Source organism: Pantoea dispersa, assembly GCF_019890955.1.
In the GTDB taxonomy this organism is placed as follows: Bacteria; Pseudomonadota; Gammaproteobacteria; order Enterobacterales; family Enterobacteriaceae; genus Pantoea; species Pantoea dispersa.
This window is the reverse complement of record NZ_CP082346.1, coordinates 2,215,668-2,237,153: the sequence shown is the minus strand read 5'-3', so window position 1 is coordinate 2,237,153 and position 21,486 is coordinate 2,215,668. Positions and strand designations below refer to the sequence as shown.

Genomic DNA, 21,486 nt, shown 5'->3' with positions numbered 1-21,486 from the left:
CCCTGAATATCAGGGCTAATCTGCTTAATCGGGCAGGGAAACATCCTTCAGCAGGCTGTCAATGCAGCATGCGCTAAATCTGTTGCGCAACGAAAGGCGGCGATTCTAGCAAGCCGGGGCGGATAACACGAGATTTTTGCCCATCACTGTGCGAAAATTATTTAACCATGCAAACTGTGTGACTAAGGAGTTGTGATGAGTACCGATTTAAAACTGGCATTGACCACCACCGCCGCTGCTCTGCTGATGATTATTGCCTTTAGCTTTACCGCCATTCTGCATTAATAAAAAAGCCGGTGCTGCTGAACAGCCACCGGCTTTTTTGTTGCGCAACACTGAGATTAGCGCACGGTTTTCGGCGTCATCATACGGCGTGCGCCAACGTAATGCTTCTGCCAGTAATCCTCGCCCAGCGCGCTAATCTGGATATCCTTCCCGGTGCGCGGAGACTGAATGAATTTACCATTGCCCAGATAAACCCCGACATGGTCGGCGGTGCCGCGGTTGTTGATGCGGAAGAACACCAGATCGCCTTTCTCCAGCATCTCGCGCTTGATCGGCGCGGCGTCGCGCAGGTGATACATCTCATTAGCGGTACGGGGAAATTTAAACTTCACCAGATCTTTGTAGGCGTACCACACTAAACCACTGCAGTCGAAACCGGTGTGCGGTGAGGTGCCTCCCCACTGATACGGTTTACCCAGCTGGCCCATCAGTTTCGTCATCGCGGTTTCACGTGCTTTTTGATAGCGCAGGCGGTGGGCTTTGCTCATTTTAATGCCGCTCAGCTGCTGCACTTCATCATCAACGGCAACGTCACGCGATTTTTTCGCCAGCCGCTGATGACCATATTTTTTCGCACTGAGCTTAAGTGAGGATTTGCGCTGGGTGGTGTGCTGAAGTACCGTTTCGCTTTTCTGCTGTTTTTTCAGCCTGAACTTCTGTACCGACGTCAGGCGTGACTTTTTGCTGGTGGTTTTCACCGGGCGTCGTTTGCGACGCTCATCTTCACGCGCGTTCTTTTTCTCCGCTTTCTGCAAACTGGCATTAACCGGCGCATGCGGAGAAGCCGCCGCCACATTAAAGAACAGTTGGGCAAAAGCCAGTATGAAAAGCGTAATCAGTAAACGCATAGTCCGGTTACAGGTTAAGCCGTCGGCAGGAAGCCAGACCGCGGTAAAGTTAGAAAAATCTGATCGACGATCAGCACCGGGGCAATTCTAATCCACTTTTTTTGCAAAAGGTAAGGTCTTTTTCCATTAATCTGTCACGGTACTGAAAGTGGGGCAAAAATGAGCGATTTCAGCTGTTTAACCCAGCGGAATTATTGCTAATTATTAATTGATTAATGCTTATTGATGATATGAAAATGTTATTCGTGGCGCGCGAACTTAACAAACATGGCGATATGCGCCGGCTAAGGCAAAATCCCGTTTTCAGTCGCGGGGCGAAGTCGCTACAATAAACAAACACGAAGTGAAGGATTAAGGAAGGCAAAAATGAGTACTGTTGAAAAAATTCAGCGCCAGATCGCAGAAAACCCGATCCTGCTGTACATGAAAGGTTCGCCGAAACTGCCAAGCTGCGGTTTCTCTGCGCAGGCGGTACAGGCGCTGTCTGCCTGTGGGGAGCGCTTTGCGTACGTAGACATTCTGCAAAATCCGGATATCCGCGCTGAGTTACCTAAATACGCCAACTGGCCAACTTTCCCGCAGCTGTGGGTGGATGGCGAGCTGGTCGGCGGCTGTGACATCATCGTTGAGATGTTCCAGCGCGGCGAACTGCAACCGCTGATCAAAGAGACCGCTGAGAAGCACAAAGAAGCAGAATAAGAAAAAGGCCGACAGCAGTGTCGGCCTTTTTTTTGGCTGCGGTCTGACGGGCCTCAGGCTGAGGCATCGTCTTCGGCCGGCTCTTCACTCACCGCCAGCGGCCAGCCGCCGAGGCGTTTCCAGCGATTCACCAGTTCGCAAAACAGCGTGGCGGTCTGTTCGGTATCGTACAGTGCCGAGTGCGCCTGAGTGCTGTCAAAATCTATTCCCGCCGCTTTACAGGCCTTCGCCAGCACCGTTTGTCCCAGCACCAGCCCGCTCAGCGCGGCGGTGTCAAAGGTGGCGAACGGGTGGAACGGGTTACGCTTCATGCCGGTGCGCTCTGCTGCCGCCATCAGAAAATTATGATCAAAGGTGGCATTGTGCGCCACGATAATCGCCCGGTTACAGCCACTGTCTTTGGTACCTTTGCGCACCATTTTGAAAATGGCGTGCAGCGCCTCATATTCACTCACCGCGCCGCGCAGCGGATTGCTGGGGTCGATGCCGGTAAACGCCAGCGCTTCGGGATTGAGAATCGCCCCTTCGAACGGCTCCACGTGGAAATGCAGGGTTTCATCGCGGTGCAGCCAGCCATCCTCATCCATTTTTAACGTGGTGGCGGCGATTTCCAGCAGCGCATCGGTTTGCGCATTAAAACCGGCGGTTTCAACGTCAATCACCACAGGATAAAAACCACGGAAGCGTTGATGGAGAGCGTTTAAGGCGTTCGATTCAGACATCAGGATCTCATTGCAGGAAATGGGGCAGCGCGCATTATGGCAAAAATCGGCGCAGGGTGCAGCAGGAGAGGGAAGTCAGCCCGCAAATTAGCAGGCTGACTAACGGCATTAGTTGCCGAGGCCGTGACCGGCGTGTTTGTTTTCGATCAGCTCGATTTTGTAGCCGTCCGGATCTTCCACGAAAGCGATGATGGTGCTGCCGCCTTTGACCGGGCCGGCTTCACGCGTGACGTTACCGCCCGCCTGACGGATGCGGTCGCAGGTCGCCGCGACATCATCCACGCCCAGCGCGATGTGGCCGTAGGCATTGCCGAGGTCGTATTTATCCACGCCCCAGTTGTAGGTCAGCTCAATGACCGCACCTTCGCTCTCTTCGGTGTAACCCACGAAAGCCAGGGTGTATTTGTATTCGGTGTTTTCGCTCTGACGCAGCACGCGCATGCCCAGCACGCGGGTGTAAAAATCGATGGAGCGCTGCAGATCGCCAACGCGTAACATAGTGTGAAGTAAACGCATAACATCCTCTTTTTAAAAGTCATCAGGGAACCCGCTTAGTATAGCGAGGGAATGCCCTGAAGAAAGCACGCGACCGCACATCCGCTGCGGCCGCGTTTGACTTACAGTGTCGGGTAGTCGGTGTAACCTTCCGCGCCGCCGCCGTAGAAGCTCTCCGGACGCTGCGAGTTAAGCGGTGCATCCTGCTGCAGGCGCGCTACCAGGTCCGGGTTGGCGATGAAGTCACGGCCAAAGGCCACCGCGTCAATCAGGCCACGCGCAATCAGATCGTCCGCTTTTTCCACGGTGTAGGCACCGGCACCGATAATCACGCCCGGGAAGGCGGCACGCACTTTCTGGCGGAACTCATCGGTGTAAGGCTTACCGCCCGCCCAGTCTGGCTCAGACAGGTGCAGGTAGGCGAGGCCGCGCTTGCCCAGTTCGCTGATATACCACAGTGCCGCTTCTTCTTCATCCGGACCGTTTTCCAGATTCTGGAAGGCGCCGATTGGCGAGATGCGGATACCGATGCGATCGGCTGACCAGTTAGCAATTGCCGCATCGACCACTTCCAGCGCGAAACGGCCGCGCTTCTCAATCGAACCGCCGTATTCATCGGTACGCTGGTTAGAACCCGGTGCGAGGAACTGATGCATCAGATAGCCGTGCGCAGAGTGCAGTTCCAGCAGATCAAAATCTGCTTCACGCGCATTGGCTGCCGCCTGACCGAAGTCTTTAACGATCTGCTGAATTTCTGCCACGCTCAGTTCACGCGGCATGGAGGTATCTTCGCGATACACGCTGCCGTCGGCGGCGCGCAGCGAGGTGCGGGTGCCAGCGGCGATCGCGGACGGTGCGACCGGCGCTTTGCCATCCGGCTGCACGCTATTATGCGAGATGCGGCCGGTGTGCCACAGCTGAACGGCGCTATGACCGTGCGCGGCGTGAATGCCTTCGTTAATCATTTTCCACGCAGCAATCTGCTCCGCGGTGTGCAAACCCGGCGCACCAGCGTAGCCTTTCGCCTGGAACGAAACCTGGGTGGCTTCGGTAATGATCAGACCGGCGCTGGCGCGCTGCTGATAATACTCCGCCATCAGCGGGGTAGGAATATCGCCCGGTTCAATGCTGCGCAGACGCGTCAGCGGCGCCATAAAGACACGGTTAGGTACGGTAATCGCGCCCACTTTCAGCGGGGTGAACAGCTGTTTACTCGCCATGATGACTCCTGTAATAGACCGGTCGTCTAGAAATTGCCGTTTTTAAAAATCAGCGGTGATTAAGCCACTGTTCGATGGTGTCGAGCGCCAGGCTAATCGGCCCGGGCTCACGTGAAATCTTGCTCTGCAGGCTGGCACCCAGCCACAGCAGATAACAGCGTTGCGCCAGCTGCTGCGGGCTTTGTCCATAGGGCAGCGGCTGTTCGGCTGCGACCTCCGTCAGACAGCGTGCGTAAGCCGCCGTAATGGCCGTGGCACCGCGCTGCAGCGCATCGCGCATCGGTTCTGACAGATCGCACACTTCGCCGGAAAGCTTAACGCCCAGACAGCCGACGATGTGACCCTGCTCGATAAACAGCCGTTCCGCGTAGCGAAAATGCTGCAGTAAGCGTTCGCGCGCAGTAACGCCGGGCTGGGTCAGCTGCTGTTCAACCTGCTGCTGATAATTGACGAAGTAGCGCTCAAGCAGCGCCACACCAAACGCTTCTTTTGAGCGGAAGTAGTGGTAAAACGAGCCTTTCGGCACTTCCGCCAGCGCCAGCATTTCGCTCAACCCCATGCCGGTGAAACCGCGCTGCAGGCAGACCTGCTCGCCGGTGGCGAGCAGATGTTCACGGGTTTCGTTGCGTTGCACTGTCTTGTTCATGGCAGGCAGAGTATTAGACCAGTCGGTCTAATGCAATCCTCAGACACGATTCTGGCACGATTTGATCATATCCAGCTGCGGCTGATACTGCTGCGTCTGGATGTTGAACAGGCCGAGCACCGTGTGGAACAGATTATCCTGCGACACCGCTGTCTCTGCCGCCTGCTGGCGCAGACAGGCCTGATCAATGTGATACGCCGCGGCGTAGCCCGGCGACATCCACAGCAGCAGCGGGATGTGCGTCTGCTGCGACGGCGCAAACAGGTACGGCGCACCGTGCAGATACATGCCGTGTTCGCCCAGCGATTCGCCATGGTCGGACAGGTATACCAGCGCCACGTTAAAGCGATCGCTCAGGCCCTTCAGCTTATCGATGGTGCGACTCAGCATATCGTCGGTATACAGCAGCGAGTTATCGTAGGTGTTGACCAGCGCCTGGTGATCGCAATCCTGTATCTGATTGCTGTCGCAGGTGGGCGTAAAGCGCTGGAACGCGGCCGGATAGCGCTTAAAGTAAGCCGGACCGTGGCTGCCCATCTGGTGCAGTACGATGATGCCGTCATTGTGCAGGCTGTCGACATAGTTATCAAAGCGATGCAGCAGGACGTCATCGAGGCAGAAGCCATCGTGGCAGTACTGTGGCAGCTGCCACTGCGTCATATCGGTATGCGGCACGCGGTCGCAGGCACCCTTGCAGCCGCCGTCGTTTTCGCGCCACAGCACGCTGACTCCGGCATGGGCCAGCACATCCAGCACGCCTTCCTGATGATGGGCGAGGTTCGCGTCATAATGCTCGCGCGGCATATTCGAGAACATGCACGGCACCGAAATGGCGGTTTCCGTGCCGCAGGAGCTGGCGTTGGGATAATAAATCACCTGCTGCTTTTTCAGCTGTGGGTTGGTGTCGCGCGCATAGCCGCCGAGGGAGAAGTTCTCCGCGCGCGCAGTTTCGCCCACCACCAGCACCACCAGCGTCTTCTTCGGCTCGGCGGTGATTAGCGGTCCTTTCTTCGCATCTTCGCCAATCTTTACCAGCGCCTGGCTGCCCTGCAGATAACGCTGATCGACATAATGGCCGGTGCTACTGACAATATTGGCAGGGGTGATCATCTTCACCAGGCCTTTGTTATTGCGGATCAGCGAAGCGTAGTCTTTGTAGAACAGCACGGCCATCAGCAGAATCACCAGTACGGCACCGAGCGCACTGGCGAGGCGCTGCAGCAGGTTCCACCACCAGCGCTGGCGATTGCTGATACGGACGCTGCACACCAGCGCGACCGGAAGAATGCCCATCAGCAACATCCAGATGACATAGTTGCGGCTCATCAGCGCGCCGGTTTCCTGCGCATTCGACTCAAACACGTTTTCGATCATGTTGGTGTCGATGACCGTACCAAAGCTGTGCATAAAGTAGTTGGCGGCGGCGCTGGCGAGAATCAGCACAATCAGCAGTGGTTTGCGTATCCACGGCCAGGCCAGTAGCGAGAAGAGCAGATAAAACGCCGCGACCAGCACCACCGGCATGCTGGCGGCGAACAGATAATCATGCACGCGGATGTAGGGGATAATTTCCCACGCGCGCAGTAAAAACAGGGCATTGAGGACAAAGGCAAAGAACAACGCGGCCAGTAAATTAAAACTGTTGTCGTGACACTGTAACTTAGAGATCAGTTTCATGGAGACTCATCGGAATAACGGAATATGACAATCGTATGAATTGAAGATGAGGAAAACCTTAACCGCGTCTCCTTACCTGATTGATTCCCTGACTATTGCCACGGTGACGGAAGCTGGCGTGGTTGTCGCCGTGTACAGTACCAGTAATAACGGTTTATGCCTTGCACTATGTCACTAAGCTGTTATCAATAAGAGTGGATAGGTTCATTGCGGAGGTGATGTGGCTGAGCAATTAGAGTTTTTTCCGGTTCCGAGCCCCTGTCGCGGTATCTGCCAGAGCGATGCGCGCGGCTATTGCCGTGGCTGTCTGCGCAGCCGGGAGGAGCGTTTCAACTGGATGAAATTCAGCGATGCGCAAAAACGCGAGGTGCTGCGCCTGTGTCGTCAGCGCCTGTTGCGCCTGCAGCGTCAGCAAAAAGTGGATGAAAATCCTGATCCACAGCAACCGGAGCTGTTTTAAGAAAACGCGCCGTGCGCATTTGGTTATACTCGCGCTTTCACTATTGCGCAGAAGGGAGTTTAACCATGTTACAACCGCACGCTATTGCCCCGCAGGGACCCGCTTTTTCGCCGCTGATTGCCGGTTACTGGCGGCTGATGGAGTGGGGCATGACGCCGCAGCAGCTGGTGCAGTTTATTGAGCATCATCTGGCATTGGGCATCACCACCGTTGACCACGCCGACATCTATGGCGACTATCGCTGTGAAGCCGCGTTCGGCGAAGCGCTGCGCCTGGCACCGCAGCTGCGCCAGCAGTTGCAAATCGTCACCAAGTGCGGCATTGCCACCCGCGCGAAACCCGAGCATAAAATCGGTCACTACATCACCGAAGCCAGCCACATCCTGCACAGTGCGGAAAATTCGCTGCGCCACTTTGCCACCGATTATCTCGATCTGCTGTTGATTCACCGTCCGGATCCGTTAATGGATGCGGATGAAATCGCCGACGCCTTCCTGCAGCTGCATCAGAGTGGCAAGGTGCGTTATTTTGGCGTGTCCAACTTTACCGCTGCGCAGTTCACGCTGTTGCAATCCCGTCTGCCGTTTAGCCTGGTCACCAATCAGCTGGAAATCTCACCGCTGGAGCAGTCGGCGCTGCTCGACGGCACGCTCGACCAGTGCCAGCAGACGCGTATGCGCCCGATGGCGTGGTCGTGCCTCGGTGGCGGCCGCCTGTTTAACGATCCGCACTACCAGCCGCTGCGCGATGAGCTGGAACAGGTGCGTCAGGAGATCGGTGCCAGCAATATCGAGCAGGTGGTCTATGCCTGGGTAATGAAGCTGCCCAGTCGTCCGCTGCCGATTATCGGTTCCGGTAAAACTGCGCGCGTGAGCGACGCGGTGAAAGCCTGTGAACTGACGCTGGATCGCCAGCAGTGGTTCCGCATTCGCAAGGCGGCACTCGGCTACGATGTGCCCTGAAGCGTAAATCTGCGTCAAACTACGGCAGCCTGGGCAAAAGCGGTCCAGGCTTAGAGGGAATCTGAACCGTAAGGAGACGTTATGAAAAAAACCATTATGGCCGTGCTGACGCTGGTGTGTGCTGCCGGTGCACACGCGGCGTCAGAAGACGTGACGCTGCATCAGGTGACGGCGCAGGGTATCGGTGAGTCGATCGGTAAGGTGACCATCAGCGAAACCCCGTATGGCCTGCAGTTCGCGCCGGCGCTGAGCGGGCTGAAACCCGGCATTCACGGCTTCCACGTCCACGCCAAAGGCAGCTGTGAGCCCGGCGAATCCGCCGGCAAAACCGTGGCGGCCGGCGCGGCGGGCGGTCACCTCGATCCGCACAACAGCGGCAAGCACCTCGGTCCGTACGCTGACGGTCACCTCGGCGATTTGCCCGCGCTGTATGTCACCGACGACGGCAAAGCCAGCTATCCCGTGGTGGCGCCTCGTCTGAAATCGCTAAGCGAGATCAAAGGCAAAGCGTTGATGGTGCACGTCGGCGGCGATAATCATGCTGACCATCCGCAACCGCTTGGCGGTGGCGGGGCACGTCTGGCCTGCGGCGTGATCTGAGTACCGGGCGGCGACGGGCCTGACCCGCCGCCGCCGCGCAGAAAAATTCTGACCCATTTTCCTGCTACTCAGCGGCAACATTCCATCCTATGATGTTGATTCAGGAACAGAACCGCTCAGGGGCAGGCATGAAAACGCATGGGATTTTGCTGTTGTGTTTAGCGCTGGTGGGCTGCGATCGCCCGAATGATACCCAGCTGCGACTGGAGGCCAGCCGTCAGCTGCAGCGCGATATAGATACCAATCCGCTGCGCGCCAGTTGTGAAAATATTGCCCGCGGCCGCGAATGGCTGACGCAGCATACCCTGCAGCGGCTGCAAGCCAAAGGCTGTCAGAACGTCCTGCGCAGCGCCACCGAAACCAATTTCACCCATACCGAAATCCGCCGTCACAGCATCACCGTGGTGTGCGGCGGCATTCAGGGCACCAGTTTTACCGGCAGCACGCTGGCACGGCGCTTTATCTACTCGTCGGACGAGAAAGCGCTGGTGATCGAACCGATGTCCGAGCAGGATAAAACCCGCTTTGAAGGGCAGAAGACCCTGCAACAGCTGCACGATGACTTTAATCGGCAGTTTACCCAGTACTGTGAATGATCAATCCGGCACCGCCTGACGCAGCTGCGCCAGCGAACAGCGCAGGCGCCACAAAATACCCGCCAGGGTATTCGCGTCGCTCTCCGGCTGCCCCTGAAGCTGATCAATGGCCTGCTGCAGCGTATCCAGCGCGGTCTGCAGCGAGTCGTGACGCACACCGCGCAAACTCATAATGCGCTGCAAGTCCTGCAGACTACTGTCGCGCAGCTGCGCCAGCGCCGGTGAGCGGGGTTGCCAGGCGCGCAGCTGCCAGACAATGTGCGAACAGTTCAGCAGCACCACGCCCCAGCGCAGCAGCCACAGGCGCGCCTGCTCATCACGGCTGTGGCTCAGCTGGCTGATGTGATGATAAATCTGCGATTCAAACCGGCTTTCACTCAGGCGCGGCTGGCGACGTAGCTGATCGAGAAAAGCGTGGCGCAGCGCCCGGATATGGCGCCGGCTGCGGCGCGCATCAGAACCCGGCTGTAACACCTGAAACGCCAGCCACGCCAGCAGGACACCACACACTTTTGCCAGGTTATCGTTAAGGAAGCTCTGGAAATCCCAGTCTGGCGGATTACTTACCGCGATAAATGATCCCATAAACACAATAAACTGGCCCCACAGCGCGGCGCGTTGCTTCTGTTGCAGCTTAAACAGTTGCAGCGTCAGCAGCAGCGGGAACAGCAGCAGCAAAAACTGCCACAGCGCGCTGATTTGTACCATCAGACCAAACTGCAGCACAAAGCTGAACAGCGACAGCCACAGCAGCGTTTTCAGCAGCAGCGACACGCTGCCGCCGGGCGAAGGCGATGACGAGTAGAGCACGCAGGCAATAGCGGTAAGCGTCAGCGCGGCAGCGCCAGCGTCCCACTGGGTCCCAATCCAGAACGCGCAGCCCAGCATGATCACGCTAAACGTGCGCAGCGCACTCCAGCCAGCTTCGGCACTATCGCTGGCACGTGCCAGTGCCGGGGCGTACGGCGGCTGGAAACGGGTGTCAGCGTCGGCGCGCTCGATCAGGCGAATCCAGCGCTCCACATTCAGCCACACCCAGCAGAAGTAGCGCAGCCGCTGGACAAAAGCACGCTGGCGGAAATCACCGTGCACGTCCGGCGTGATGCTGCGCAGAATCTGCGCCAGCCGGTATTTATCACACTGCGGCTGCGCCAGTTCGTGCAGCAGCTGTTGCATTGCGCTGTACAGCGCCGGCGGCGCGTCGGGCCAGTTAAGCAGCATGCGACGCAGGCTGGAGAGCACGCTGGTCAGGCGCAGCTGCTGATGCAGCACGTAGTTAAGCACGTTATTTTGCCGGCGGAAGCGATAGTGGCTCCAGAAGGCCTGAATGCGCAGCAGATTCATGGTAAGGATTTGGCTGATCACCGTTTCGTGGGCGGTGCGCACATTTTCCGTGCTGCTCTGCTGCAACAGCAGCACCGCGTGGTCAAGCAGGCGGGTGTGCATCTGGCGCAGCGATAGCATCAGCGCGCTGCCGTCCGAGGTGCTGGGCAGGATCATCATCATCAGTCCGGCACAGAGAATCCCGACGATCACTTCGCACACGCGCGCCTGGGTGATGTCCCACAGCTGGCTGACGTCGCTAACGTTGACGCTGCTGAAGGCGATAATCGCGGCGGTGTAACCGGCCAGTGAAAAGGCGTAGGCCACATTGTTTTGAAAATGGCTGGCGACCCAGGTGCAGAGCGCCAGCCAGCCGGCCATGAAAAAGGCAAACAGCCACGGTTCGTTGAGCGTATGGCCGGCAATCAGCAGCGCGGCGCTGGCACCGAGCAGGCTGCCGACGATGCGGCCCAGGCTTTTGCTGATGGCGCCGCCGACGGTGGGAAAACTCACCACCGCGGCGGACGTCATGGCCCAGTAAGGCTGATCCAGCTGCAGCGCATACGCCAGGGTGAGCGCCAGACACATCGCGATTGCATTACGCAACGCATAGCGCCACTCGCCGCCGGTTGCCTTTATCCACGGCAGATTGTGCCAGGCCAGCCACTGCAGATTCATGCCGGCCTCAGTGCGCGACAGAGATGGTGCAGGTGGTACCGGCCACCAGCGGCACATTTTCCGGTACCGCGTTTAGCCGGATACGCACCGGGACGCGCTGCGCCAGCCTGACCCAGGGCACGTTGGGTTTGATATCAGGCACCAGACCGCCGTCGCTGGCGATGCTTTGATCGTAAATGGCGCGCCCGATGCTCTCCACCTGGCCCTGCAGTCGTGCGCCGTTGCTATACAGCACGATTTGCGCCGCCGCGCCGGGCTGGATATGGCGCAGTTTGGTCTCTTCGAAATAGCCCATCACATAGTAAGAGTGGCTGTCGACCAGCGCGAACAGTGGCGTACCAGCGGTCGCGTAATTGCCGGCACGCAGCGTCAGGTTACTGACCCAGCCGTCGGTCGGTGCCGTCACCGTGGTTTGCTGCAGGTTCCAGCGCGCCTGATCGAGCATCGCCTGTGCGGCTTTCGCTGTGGCGGCCGCCGCATTCGCGTTGAGGCGCGCCGCGTCCATATCTTCAGCGGAGATCACGTTACGCGGCAGGCTGGCACGGCGATCCGCCTCATGCTGCGCTTTGGCGAGGTCGGCCTGCGCCTTCGCCAGCTGGGCCTGCGCATTGGCCAGCGCAATCTGCCACGGCACCGGATCGAGCGTCAGCAGCACCTCGCCTTTATGCACGAACTGATTGTCGCGCACGGCCAGCGTGCTGATACGGCCGGAGACCTCGGGCGTCACGTCCACCAGTTCAGCGCGCACTTTGCCATCGCGCGTCCACGGGGCCTGCATGTAGTAGTTCCACATCCACCAGCCTGCGAGCAGCGCCAGGGTAAACACCACAAGGGTAGAAAAGTACTTAAAGGGGTTGAATTTCATGGTGATTTATCCGAGGCTCAGTATCCACAGTGCGCCGCTCACGCACAGAACAAACAGTGAGAGATCCATTAAGGTGGGGTGCCAGACATCGCCGGAGTAGATCCAGCCGCGCAGCAGCGGATGAATCAGCAGCCAGAAAAAGAAGCCCAGCAGCACCGCTTTGAACAGCGGCGGGAAGAACAGTGAGGCACCGAACACCAGATCGGTCAGCGGCGCCGTCGCGGTGAGCGCGAAGATTGACACGTGGCATCATCCTTTTTACCCGGGCACGGTTAAATCAAGTGTAGACAGCGGGCGTGCCGTCTGGCCCGGGATTTGTAATTTGTCCTGTAAACTCGCAGAATAGTGTAAAATCTGGCTTGATAGCTAGCAAGCTAATTATAAGGAGATGAAATGGATACGCCGCTTGGAACAGATCTGTCTCGCCTGGTGCGCATCTGGCGCGCGTTGATCGACCAGCGTCTGAAGCCGCTTGAGTTGACACAAACCCACTGGGTGACGTTGCACAATATTCATCAACTCCCGCCAGAGCAGTCGCAGATTCAGCTGGCGAAAGCCATCGGTATTGAGCAGCCGTCGCTGGTGCGTACGCTGGATCAGCTGGAAGAGAAGGGGCTCATCACCCGCGCCACCTGCGCTAACGATCGCCGCGCCAAGCGCATCAAGCTGACCCGTCAGGCTGAGCCGATCATTGAGCAGGTCGAAAACGTGATCGACGCGACGCGTGACGACATCCTCTCCGGCATCAGTCTCGAAGAGATCAATCAGATGGTGACGCTGATTGCCCGGCTGGAAAAAAACATTCTCGAGTTGCAGAACCGCGAGAAATAAAAAAACCGACGCACTGGCGTCGGTTTTTTTTATCTGTGCGCTTAGCGCGGAGAGACGGTGACCTGGCTGCCGTTGGAGGCCATCACCACGCGCTGGCCGACCGAGTAACGGCTGGCGGACTGCTTCTGCACCACCATAATGGTATTGCCGTCATCCTTACGGATCTCCAGCTCTACGCCGTCAGATTTGTTGAGCGCACCCTGCACGCCCTGACCGGCTACGCCGCCCAGTACCGCACCGCCGGCTGTTGCCAGACTGCGCCCCGCGCCGCCGCCGATGGTGTTACCGAGGAAACCACCCAGCACCGCACCACCAATAGCACCGATCACATTACTGTCATCGCCGCCCTGAATTTTTACCGGACGCACGGAGACCAGCGTACCGTATGAAACGCTTTGAACCTGCTTGGCTTCGCTGGCGCTGTAAACATCGCCGGAAAGGGTATCGTTATTAACACAGCCAGCCAGCGTAATACCCGCCAGGGCTACGGCTACGAAACGCTTAATCATGAGAAAGCTCCTTAATGCAAAAAAACGCCATATTCTCGTCCTGTACTGCAACAGTATAAGTCAGAAAATGGTCAATTGACGCGATGTCCGAACAATATGCGGCTGGGCCGAAGCATAGACCACCGCCCATCAACAAAAATTCAATTGCCGGATGAAAATAGTTTGCTGCCGGAATGCGTGTCGCAGCGCAGTTGAAAAGCGGAAATTTATCATAGAATTAGCCCCGGTAATTTGCCAGGCTAAACACAGATGCATTGCAGGCCCGCAAACGGGTAAGGAAGCGCTATGAAATCAGGACGCTATATCGGCGTGATGTCCGGCACCAGCCTGGACGGCGTAGACGTCGTGCTGGCCGCGATCGACCAGCATATGGTGGCGCAACAGGCCAGCTACTGCCATCCCATCCCGCTGGCGCTGCGTCAGCAGGTGCTGGAAATTTGTCAGGGACAGACGCTGACGCTGTCGCAGCTCGGTCAGCTTGATACCCGGCTCGGCCAGCTATTTGCGGAAGCCGTACTGACGCTGATGCAGCAGCAGGCGCTGGAGGCCAGCGATATCATGGCGATTGGCTGCCACGGCCAGACGGTGTGGCACGAGCCGCAGTCGGCGGCACCGAATACGCTGCAAATTGGCGACAATAACCAGATCGCTGCCGCGACCGGCGTCACGGTGGTGGGCGATTTTCGCCGCCGCGACATGGCGCTGGGCGGCCAGGGCGCGCCGCTGGTACCGGCTTTTCACCAGGCGTTGCTGATGGACAGCGTTGAACGGCGCATGGTGCTGAATATTGGCGGCATCGCCAATCTGTCGCTGCTGATACCCGGTCAGCCGGTGCGTGGCTTTGATACCGGACCAGGTAATATGCTGATGGATGCGTGGATCTGGCGCCACAAAGGCCTGCCGTTTGATAAAGATGCCGGCTGGGCGCGCAGTGGCCAGGTCGTGCCCGCGCTGCTGGAGCAGATGCTCGGCGATCCGTGGTTTGCGCTGCCGCCACCCAAAAGCACCGGTCGGGAATACTTCAACCTGGGCTGGGTGGAACAGCAGCTGCAGCGCTTCCCGGCGCTGGCCCCGCAGGATGTGCAGGCAACGCTGTGCGAGCTGACCGCGCTGACCATCGCCCATCAGGTACAGCTCAACGATGGCTGCGATCGTCTGCTGGTGTGCGGCGGCGGCAGTCGCAATCCGCTGCTGATGGCGCGGCTGGCCGCGCATTTGTCTGGCACTGAAGTGGGCACCACCGATCAGGCCGGTATCAGCGGTGATGATATGGAGGCGCTGGCCTTTGCCTGGCTGGCGTTCCGCACCCTGTCCGGGCTGCCGGGCAATCTGCCGGCGGTAACCGGCGCGCGCGAAATGAGCGTGCTGGGTGCCATCTATCCCGCCAATCCCCACGCAATACGTTAAGGAGCAAACATGAAAAAGATGATCGTGCTGGCCGGCACCCTGACCTTACTCAGCGGCTGTGGTATCTGGCATAAACCCGCACCCGCGCCAGAGACGTTACATTACCAGTGTGGCACGCTGCCGCTGACGGTCACTCTGGACAACGCGAAGCAGCAGGTAAGCTTTATTCTGGACGGCAAACCGCTCACGCTGACCCAGACGGTGTCTGCCTCCGGCGCGCGTTACAGCGATGGGACCTACGTTTTCTGGTCAAAAGGCAATGGCGCCTTTGTTGAACGCAACGATAAAATCGTGATTAATGATTGTGAACTGCAGAACGCGGATGCCTCCGCACAGTAAGAGAGAACCGGGATACCAGCATGAGCGACAGTGACAGCTTGCAACACATTGCCCACCTGCGTCGGGAGTACACGCGCGGCGGGCTGCGGCGCAAAGATTTGCCAGATACGCCTCTGGCGCTGTTTGAGCAGTGGCTGCAGCAGGCGTGCGCCGCGCAGCTGCCCGATCCCACCGCCATGACGGTGGCGACGGTGGATAGCAGCGGCCAGCCCTATCAGCGCATCGTCCTGCTTAAACACTACGATGAGCAGGGCATGGTGTTTTACACCAACCTCGGCAGCCGTAAAGCGCTGCAGCTGGCGGACAATCCGCGTATTTCCCTGCATTTTCCCTGGCACTTCCTTGAGCGTCAGGTAATGGTGCTGGGCGAAGTGGAGAAACTGTCGCCGCTGGAAGTGCTGAAGTACTTCCACAGCCGTCCGCGAGACAGCCAGATTGGCGCCTGGGTATCGAAACAGTCGAGCCGGATTTCCGCGCGCGGCGTGCTCGAGGGCAAATTCCTTGAGCTCAAGCAGAAGTTTCAGCAGGGGGAAGTGCCGCTGCCGAGTTTCTGGGGCGGATTCCGTGTCAGATTCCACACCATGGAGTTCTGGCAGGGCGGCGAACATCGCCTGCATGACCGCTTCCTTTATCAGCGTGATGGCAGCGGCTGGACAATCGACCGTTTAGCACCGTAAAACTGCGTTTTATCCCCTTTCAGCGCTGGCGCACGGCTCGTCAGCGCTTTATGCTATAGCCCTCATTTTTTTCGTATCCGCACGTCAGCGGACAGCTGTGTACCAGCATAGGTGCAGTCTGATCAATTTGGAGTCAGTGATGACCAGCAGTAACCTGATACAACAATTGCAAGAGAGAGGCTTAGTAGCCCAGGTAACGGACGAGGAAGCGTTAGCAGAGCGGCTGGCGCAAGGGCCAATTGCACTCTATTGCGGCTTTGATCCCACCGCTGATAGCTTGCACTTGGGCCATCTGGTGCCGCTGCTGTGCCTGAAACGTTTCCAGGATGCCGGCCACAAGCCGGTGGCCCTGGTCGGCGGTGCCACCGGCCTGATCGGCGATCCCAGCTTTAAAGCGGCCGAACGTAAACTCAATACCACGGAAACTGTCAACGAGTGGGTAGAGAAGATCCGCAAACAGGTTGCGCCTTTCCTCGATTTTGACTGCGGCGACAACAGCGCCATCGCGGCCAACAACTATGACTGGTTTGGCGGCATGAACGTGCTGACCTTCCTGCGCGATATCGGTAAGCACTTCTCGGTCAACCAGATGATCAACCGTGAAGCGGTGAAGATGCGCCTGAACCGTGAAGATCAGGGCATCTCCTACACCGAGTTTTCCTACAACCTGCTGCAGGGTTACGACTTTGCCGAACTGAACAAGCGCTACGACGTGGTGCTGCAGATTGGCGGCTCCGACCAGTGGGGTAACATCACCTCCGGCATCGATCTGACGCGTCGTCTGCATCAGCAGCAGGCGTGGGGACTGACGGTGCCGCTGATCACCAAGTCGGACGGCACCAAATTTGGTAAAACCGAAGGTGGCGCGGTATGGCTGGATGCGAAGAAAACCAGTCCGTACAAGTTCTACCAGTTCTGGATCAACACCGCCGACGCCGACGTCTATCGTTTCCTGAAGTTCTTCACCTTTATGAGCATTGAAGAGATCAATGCGCTGGAAGAAGAAGACAAAACCAGTGGCAAAGCGCCGCGCGCGCAGTATGTGCTGGCAGAGCAGGTGACGCGTCTGGTGCACGGCGAAAGCGGTCTGAGCGCGGCGAAGCGCATCACCGACAGCCTGTTCTCCGGCAGTCTGAGCGACATGACCGAAGCGGACTTTGAGCAGCTTGCTCAGGATGGCATGCCGACCATTAGCCTGAAGGCGGACGACGATCTGCAACAGGCGCTCGTGGCGGCGGAACTGGTGCCGTCACGCGGCCAGGCGCGCACCATGATTGGCTCCAACGCGGTGTCTGTCAACGGTGAGAAACAATCTGATGCCGAGTATCGTTTCAGCGACAGCGACAAACTGTTTGGTCGTTACACGCTGCTGCGTCGCGGCAAAAAACACTACTGCCTGATTAGCTGGCAGTAAGGTGCAAGGGCCGGTCTCCGGCCCTTTTTTATGGCAAGCAGTACAGGGCAATAATGAAAAATATCCTCGCAATTCAGTCTCACGTGGTTTATGGCCACGCCGGTAACAGCGCGGCCGAATTCCCGATGCGACGCATGGGCGCCAACGTCTGGCCGTTAAACACCGTGCAGTTTTCCAATCACACCCAGTATGGTCACTGGACCGGCACCGTGATGCCCGCCACCCATCTGACCGATATCGTCAGCGGGATCGCCGCCATCGATCGTCTGAAAACCTGCGATGCGGTGCTGAGCGGCTATCTCGGCTCGGCGGAGCAGGGCGAACAGATCCTGGAAATCGTGCGTATGGTGAAGGCGGCTAATCCTGACGCCTGGTATTTCTGTGACCCGGTGATGGGCCATCCGGAAAAAGGCTGCATCGTCGCGCCCGGCGTAGCGGAGTTTCACTGCAAGCAGGCGATGCCGGCCAGCGATCTTATCGCGCCGAACCTGCTGGAGCTGGAGATGCTCAGTGGCCAGACGGTCGCTAACGTGGAGCAGGCGGTGGTTGCCGCTCGCGCATTGATTGCGCAGGGGCCGCGCGCGGTGCTGGTGAAACATCTGGCGCGCGCCGGACGCCGTAGCGATCGCTTTGAAATGCTGCTGGCCACCGCCGATCAGTGCTGGCACATCAGCCGTCCGCTGGTGGATTTTGGTGTGCGTCAGCCGGTGGGGGTTGGCGATCTGACCAGTGGCCTGCTGCTGGTTGACCTGCTGCACGGCAAATCGCTGCAGGATGCGCTGGAACATGTGACGGCGGCAGTATATGAAGTGATGCTGAAAACCCACGAGATGGGCGAGTATGAACTGCAACTGGTGGCGGCGCAGGATGCAATTGCGCAACCCACGCAGCACTTTGCGGCAGAACAGCTGTAATCGCTGTTAATTAACAGGCCGGCCAGCATGCCGGCCTGTGGCGTCAGACCAGACCTTCAGCCTTCAGTGCGGCCTGAACCGCCGGCCGCGCAGCCACCCGCGCAAACCATGCTTCCAGCGCGCTCAAACCTTCCAGATTCAGTTTGATGGCTTTTGCCCAGCGCGTAACCACAAACAGATAGACATCGGCGACGGTAAAGCGTAACCCCATCAGCCACTGTTTATCCTGCAGCGCGTCGTTAACGCGCTGAAATTTCTGCTCCAGCTGTGCACGCACTATGGCTTTGTACTCTTCCGGCGTATCCGGACGGAACAGCGGGGAAAAGGTTTTGTGCAATTCGCTGCTGATGTAGCTCAGCCACTCCAGCGTGTGGTAGCGCGTCAGGCTGCCGGTCGGTGCCAGCAGGTTGCGATCCGGCTTGAGATCCGCCAGATACTGCACAATCGCCACGCCTTCCGTCAGTATGCTGCCGTCATCAAACTGCAGCGCGGGAACCTGTCCTTTGGGGTTTATCTGCCAGTAATCTTCTCCGCGCTCGGTGACTTTCTTCTGCAGATCGACATTGACCTGCGTAAAATCCAGCCCGCATTCGCGCGCAACGATATGCGGCGAGAGCGAACAGGCACCGGGCTTACAATAGAGTTTCATCATGGCCTCTCCTGATGAGTTGTTGTGATGACAGCAGCATAAAACTGCCAGAAATTTTTACCAGTGACAGCGATCAGGAATTGCGGGCGGGCGCGGGAAATTCAGCGGCCGCCTGCAGTCGCGGCGGCAGTGCCGTGAGCGCGAAATCCCAGAAACAGCGTACCTTGGGCGCCATGTTTTTCACCCGCTGCGCCACCAGATGCACCGGCAGCGGTGCCGGCTCCCACTCGCTCAGCAGGCGGATCAGCGTGCCAGCCTGCAGTTCATCTATCACCTGATAAGACAACAGACGGCCAATGCCCTGGCCACTGCGCAATGCATCCAGCTGGCTGGCGATATCATTGACGCGCAGGCGTGGGGTGATGCGCACACGCAGGTCGTGCGCGAAGCGCCACTCACGGGTATGGCGTACGCCTGCCACCAGCGCATGCATGCTGAGCTCAGCCGGATGGGCCGGGATTCCGGCGTGGCGAAGGTAGTCCGGGCTGGCGACCAGCATCGAGCGTACGCTACCGACGTTGCGCGCCACCATCGACGAATCCTGCAACTCGCCAATGCGCACCGCAATATCCAGCCCGTTTTCAATCAGGTCCTGATAGCTGTCGCTAAGGATCAGTTCGATTTGCATTTCCGGATGCTGTTGCAGAAAGGCATTGACCAGCGGCATCACGTGGCGACGGCCACACATCACCGGGGCGGTGATGCGCAGCAGGCCGTGCAGTCCGCTGTGGTGGGCGCTGTCGAGCGCGCTCTGGTAATCGTTAAGCAAGCGCTGCGCCTGCTCAAACAGCTGCCAGCCGCTCTCGGTGGGCGCCAGCTGGCGCGTGGTGCGTTCAATCAGGGTGGTGCCGAAACGTGCTTCCAGCGCATTCAGCGTGCGGGTAATGACCGGCGGCGAACGCTGCAATACGCGCGCCGCGCCAGCCAGGCTGCCCTGCTGAATCACCGCAACAAACACCTGCAGCTCGTCAAATCTGTCCATGAGCCATTCCCGATCTCAGCCGTGCAAGGCGAGCATAAAAAGCGTGTTGCTTAAACTACAGCGGAAAGCAGGGGTTGTGAAGGGGGATAAAAAAAGCCGGGCTTAGCCCGGCTCAGAAACGATTACTGGTTAGCGCTGGCGCGCTTCAGTTCTGCCTGCGCATCATCCTGCGTCATGCGGTTGAGCAGCGGGGCGGTAATCAGCATCAGCAGGGCGATTACGCCAGTGGCGATACCAATCTGCTGGAACACCTGGCTATACACGGCCAGTGAGGCGTGAGGATCGGTGACGTTTTCCGGCACCGCCATCAGGTTCGCTACCTTACCGGCAATCATCGCGGCGCCAGCGGTGGTGAGGAACCAGGAGCCCATAATGAAGCCCATCAGACGTTGCGGCACCAGCTGCGCCACCATCGCCAGGCCGAGACCGGAGATCATCAGCTCACCGATACTCTGCAGCGCGTAGCTCAGAATCAGCCAGTTTACCGAAACGATACCCGCCTGGTTTGCGAATTTCGCGCCAAACGGCAGCACCAGGAACGCTGCAGAGCACAGCACCATGCCAATGGCAAACTTGTGCGGCATCGGTAGCTTATCGCCAAGCTTGTTATAGACTGCCGCCAGAATCGGGCTGGCCACCATGATCCAGAATGGATTGAGCGCCTGGAACTGTTCCGGCTCAAAGGTGATACCGAGAATCGCGTGCTCGACGTTACGGATGGCGAAGAAGTTCAGCGAGGTTGGCATCTGCATATACAGCACGAAGAACACAATAGCTTCGACCATCAGCAGGAATGCAACGATCATTTTGCGGCGTGCCGCACCGTGCAGCGCAAAGGCTTCTTTGGCAAACACCAGCACGATACCGATCGCGATCACGCCCAGCGTCATGCGGGCAATGCTCTGATGATGCAGCAGCCAGGTGGCCAGCGCGATCAGCGCAACCACGCCGACAAGGGTCATCAGCAGCTTACCGACCTGCAGCGGCGCAAAGTCTGGTTTGGAGCCGTAATTCTTCACCAGGCGCTGGCAGAACAGGAAGTTCAGCAGGGTGATCACCAGGCCCACCACCGACAGCGAAAACGCCGCGCCCCAGCCATATTTGGCCGCCAGCCACGGAGTCAGCATCATCGAGAACAGCGAACCGATGTTGATCGACATGTAGAACATGGTGAAGGCACCGTCGATGCGCGGATCGTCTTTCTCGTAGCAGGTCGACAGCAGTGAAGAAGGGTTAGCCTTGAACAGCCCGCTACCCACGGCGATGGTCGCCATGCCGACATACACCATGGTGGTGTCATGACCGGAGAAGGCAATCATCGCATAGCCCAGCGCCAGCACAATGACGCCGAGAATAATCACGCGTTTGGTGCCGAGCACTTTGTCGCCCAGCCAGCCGCCAATGGCAACCAGGCCGTAAACCAGTGCGCTGAACGAAGTGAACAGGGTGATGGAGTCCGCTTCGGACATCCCCAGCTGTTTCACCAGATAGACCGCCATGATGGCTTGCAGACCGTAGTAGCCAAAACGCTCCCACAGTTCGATGGAGAAGATCAAATAGAACGCTTTCGGCTGACGGAAGGCGTTAAGGCTTACCGCCTCATCAGTGTGTTTGTTTGCAGTTGACACGTATACCTCAGTTTATACATCGCCTGTTTTACAACAGGAATTAAGTCTGCGTCGGGCTGG

General features: G+C 58.2%; 25 protein-coding genes. 12 read left to right on the top strand and 13 right to left on the bottom strand.

Annotated features, from left to right (window positions below; all coding sequences use genetic code 11):
• Window positions 1-195: 195 nt before the first annotated feature.
• A complete protein-coding gene (gene cydH, locus K7H94_RS10330) occupies window positions 196-285 on the top strand; it encodes a cytochrome bd-I oxidase subunit CydH (protein WP_021506219.1) in 90 nt (29 codons plus the stop codon).
• A gap of 56 nt (window positions 286-341) precedes the next feature.
• Here cydH and K7H94_RS10325 read toward each other — a convergent pair whose 3' ends face one another.
• On the bottom strand, window positions 342-1,133 hold the full coding sequence (locus K7H94_RS10325; protein ID WP_058757687.1) for a C40 family peptidase: 792 nt from the start codon (window positions 1,131-1,133) through the stop codon (window positions 342-344).
• Between the two features lie 366 nt (window positions 1,134-1,499).
• Here K7H94_RS10325 and K7H94_RS10320 point away from each other — a divergent pair, with 366 nt between their 5' ends.
• Window positions 1,500-1,832: a Grx4 family monothiol glutaredoxin gene (locus K7H94_RS10320; protein WP_021506217.1), complete on the top strand. Its 333-nt coding sequence runs from the start codon at window positions 1,500-1,502 to the stop codon at window positions 1,830-1,832.
• 53 nt (window positions 1,833-1,885) lie between these two features.
• On the opposite strand, the gene rnt is transcribed toward K7H94_RS10320, so the two are convergent.
• The 5 genes from rnt to eptA all read right to left on the bottom strand — a co-directional run bounded on the left by rnt (window position 1,886) and on the right by eptA (window position 6,592).
• Window positions 1,886-2,554: a ribonuclease T gene (gene rnt, locus K7H94_RS10315; protein ID WP_021506216.1), complete on the bottom strand. Its 669-nt coding sequence runs from the start codon at window positions 2,552-2,554 to the stop codon at window positions 1,886-1,888.
• A gap of 108 nt (window positions 2,555-2,662) precedes the next feature.
• Window positions 2,663-3,070: a lactoylglutathione lyase gene (gene gloA, locus K7H94_RS10310; RefSeq protein WP_021314698.1), complete on the bottom strand. Its 408-nt coding sequence runs from the start codon at window positions 3,068-3,070 to the stop codon at window positions 2,663-2,665.
• 101 nt (window positions 3,071-3,171) lie between these two features.
• Window positions 3,172-4,269 (bottom strand): alkene reductase, encoded by a 1,098-nt coding sequence (gene nemA, locus K7H94_RS10305; RefSeq protein ID WP_222951001.1) that lies wholly within the window; start codon window positions 4,267-4,269, stop codon window positions 3,172-3,174.
• Between the two features lie 49 nt (window positions 4,270-4,318).
• The gene (locus tag K7H94_RS10300; RefSeq protein WP_031279165.1) at window positions 4,319-4,915 is read right to left on the bottom strand and encodes a TetR/AcrR family transcriptional regulator; all 597 of its coding nucleotides are present in this window, start codon (window positions 4,913-4,915) and stop codon (window positions 4,319-4,321) included.
• Between the two features lie 39 nt (window positions 4,916-4,954).
• Entirely contained in the window at window positions 4,955-6,592 is a 1,638-nt protein-coding gene (gene eptA, locus K7H94_RS10295; RefSeq protein ID WP_222951000.1) for a phosphoethanolamine transferase EptA, read from the bottom strand.
• A 220-nt stretch (window positions 6,593-6,812) separates the two neighbouring features.
• Here eptA and K7H94_RS10290 point away from each other — a divergent pair, with 220 nt between their 5' ends.
• From K7H94_RS10290 to K7H94_RS10275, 4 genes are all read left to right on the top strand, one after another.
• Window positions 6,813-7,052: a DUF1289 domain-containing protein gene (locus K7H94_RS10290; protein WP_021506211.1), complete on the top strand. Its 240-nt coding sequence runs from the start codon at window positions 6,813-6,815 to the stop codon at window positions 7,050-7,052.
• Window positions 7,053-7,117: 65 nt separating this feature from the next.
• The gene (locus tag K7H94_RS10285) at window positions 7,118-8,014 is read left to right on the top strand and encodes an aldo/keto reductase (protein WP_021506210.1); all 897 of its coding nucleotides are present in this window, start codon (window positions 7,118-7,120) and stop codon (window positions 8,012-8,014) included.
• A gap of 81 nt (window positions 8,015-8,095) precedes the next feature.
• Window positions 8,096-8,614 carry a superoxide dismutase family protein gene (gene sodC / locus K7H94_RS10280; protein ID WP_021506209.1) on the top strand — a complete coding sequence of 173 codons (519 nt, stop codon included), beginning with the start codon at window positions 8,096-8,098 and terminating at the stop codon, window positions 8,612-8,614.
• Between the two features lie 128 nt (window positions 8,615-8,742).
• Window positions 8,743-9,210: a hypothetical protein gene (locus K7H94_RS10275; protein ID WP_222950999.1), complete on the top strand. Its 468-nt coding sequence runs from the start codon at window positions 8,743-8,745 to the stop codon at window positions 9,208-9,210.
• Here the strand turns inward: K7H94_RS10275 and K7H94_RS10270 are convergent, their stop codons facing one another.
• Genes K7H94_RS10270 through K7H94_RS10260 form a run of 3 tightly spaced genes read right to left on the bottom strand, consistent with a single transcriptional unit; the run spans window position 9,211 to window position 12,319 of the window.
• Complete coding sequence (locus K7H94_RS10270) at window positions 9,211-11,211, bottom strand: FUSC family protein (RefSeq protein ID WP_215480252.1); 2,001 nt, start codon at window positions 11,209-11,211, stop codon at window positions 9,211-9,213.
• Between the two features lie 7 nt (window positions 11,212-11,218).
• Entirely contained in the window at window positions 11,219-12,076 is an 858-nt protein-coding gene (locus tag K7H94_RS10265) for an efflux RND transporter periplasmic adaptor subunit (protein WP_031279163.1), read from the bottom strand.
• 6 nt (window positions 12,077-12,082) lie between these two features.
• A complete protein-coding gene (locus tag K7H94_RS10260; RefSeq protein ID WP_021506205.1) occupies window positions 12,083-12,319 on the bottom strand; it encodes a DUF1656 domain-containing protein in 237 nt (78 codons plus the stop codon).
• A 150-nt stretch (window positions 12,320-12,469) separates the two neighbouring features.
• Between K7H94_RS10260 and slyA the strand changes: the two genes are divergently transcribed.
• On the top strand, window positions 12,470-12,907 hold the full coding sequence (gene slyA / locus K7H94_RS10255) for a transcriptional regulator SlyA (protein ID WP_010618966.1): 438 nt from the start codon (window positions 12,470-12,472) through the stop codon (window positions 12,905-12,907).
• 41 nt (window positions 12,908-12,948) lie between these two features.
• On the opposite strand, the gene slyB is transcribed toward slyA, so the two are convergent.
• On the bottom strand, window positions 12,949-13,416 hold the full coding sequence (gene slyB / locus K7H94_RS10250; RefSeq protein ID WP_021506204.1) for an outer membrane lipoprotein SlyB: 468 nt from the start codon (window positions 13,414-13,416) through the stop codon (window positions 12,949-12,951).
• Between the two features lie 285 nt (window positions 13,417-13,701).
• Here slyB and anmK point away from each other — a divergent pair, with 285 nt between their 5' ends.
• From anmK to pdxY, 5 genes are all read left to right on the top strand, one after another.
• Window positions 13,702-14,823, top strand: coding sequence for an anhydro-N-acetylmuramic acid kinase (anmK, locus tag K7H94_RS10245; RefSeq protein ID WP_088515851.1), 1,122 nt, complete (start codon window positions 13,702-13,704; stop codon window positions 14,821-14,823).
• Window positions 14,824-14,832: 9 nt separating this feature from the next.
• The gene (locus tag K7H94_RS10240; RefSeq protein ID WP_021506202.1) at window positions 14,833-15,162 is read left to right on the top strand and encodes an MliC family protein; all 330 of its coding nucleotides are present in this window, start codon (window positions 14,833-14,835) and stop codon (window positions 15,160-15,162) included.
• Window positions 15,163-15,182: 20 nt separating this feature from the next.
• Window positions 15,183-15,839: a pyridoxamine 5'-phosphate oxidase gene (pdxH, locus tag K7H94_RS10235; RefSeq protein WP_021506201.1), complete on the top strand. Its 657-nt coding sequence runs from the start codon at window positions 15,183-15,185 to the stop codon at window positions 15,837-15,839.
• Between the two features lie 139 nt (window positions 15,840-15,978).
• Window positions 15,979-17,253: a tyrosine--tRNA ligase gene (gene tyrS / locus K7H94_RS10230; RefSeq protein WP_059011053.1), complete on the top strand. Its 1,275-nt coding sequence runs from the start codon at window positions 15,979-15,981 to the stop codon at window positions 17,251-17,253.
• Between the two features lie 53 nt (window positions 17,254-17,306).
• Entirely contained in the window at window positions 17,307-18,167 is an 861-nt protein-coding gene (gene pdxY / locus K7H94_RS10225; RefSeq protein ID WP_222950998.1) for a pyridoxal kinase PdxY, read from the top strand.
• A 43-nt stretch (window positions 18,168-18,210) separates the two neighbouring features.
• Here pdxY and gstA read toward each other — a convergent pair whose 3' ends face one another.
• The 3 genes from gstA to dtpA all read right to left on the bottom strand — a co-directional run bounded on the left by gstA (window position 18,211) and on the right by dtpA (window position 21,426).
• Window positions 18,211-18,816: a glutathione transferase GstA gene (gene gstA, locus K7H94_RS10220; RefSeq protein ID WP_031279159.1), complete on the bottom strand. Its 606-nt coding sequence runs from the start codon at window positions 18,814-18,816 to the stop codon at window positions 18,211-18,213.
• A gap of 73 nt (window positions 18,817-18,889) precedes the next feature.
• Window positions 18,890-19,798, bottom strand: a complete 909-nt coding sequence (locus K7H94_RS10215) for a LysR family transcriptional regulator (protein WP_088515849.1) — start codon at window positions 19,796-19,798, stop codon at window positions 18,890-18,892.
• A 122-nt stretch (window positions 19,799-19,920) separates the two neighbouring features.
• Window positions 19,921-21,426: a dipeptide/tripeptide permease DtpA gene (gene dtpA, locus K7H94_RS10210; protein ID WP_058757699.1), complete on the bottom strand. Its 1,506-nt coding sequence runs from the start codon at window positions 21,424-21,426 to the stop codon at window positions 19,921-19,923.
• Window positions 21,427-21,486: the final 60 nt, after the last annotated feature.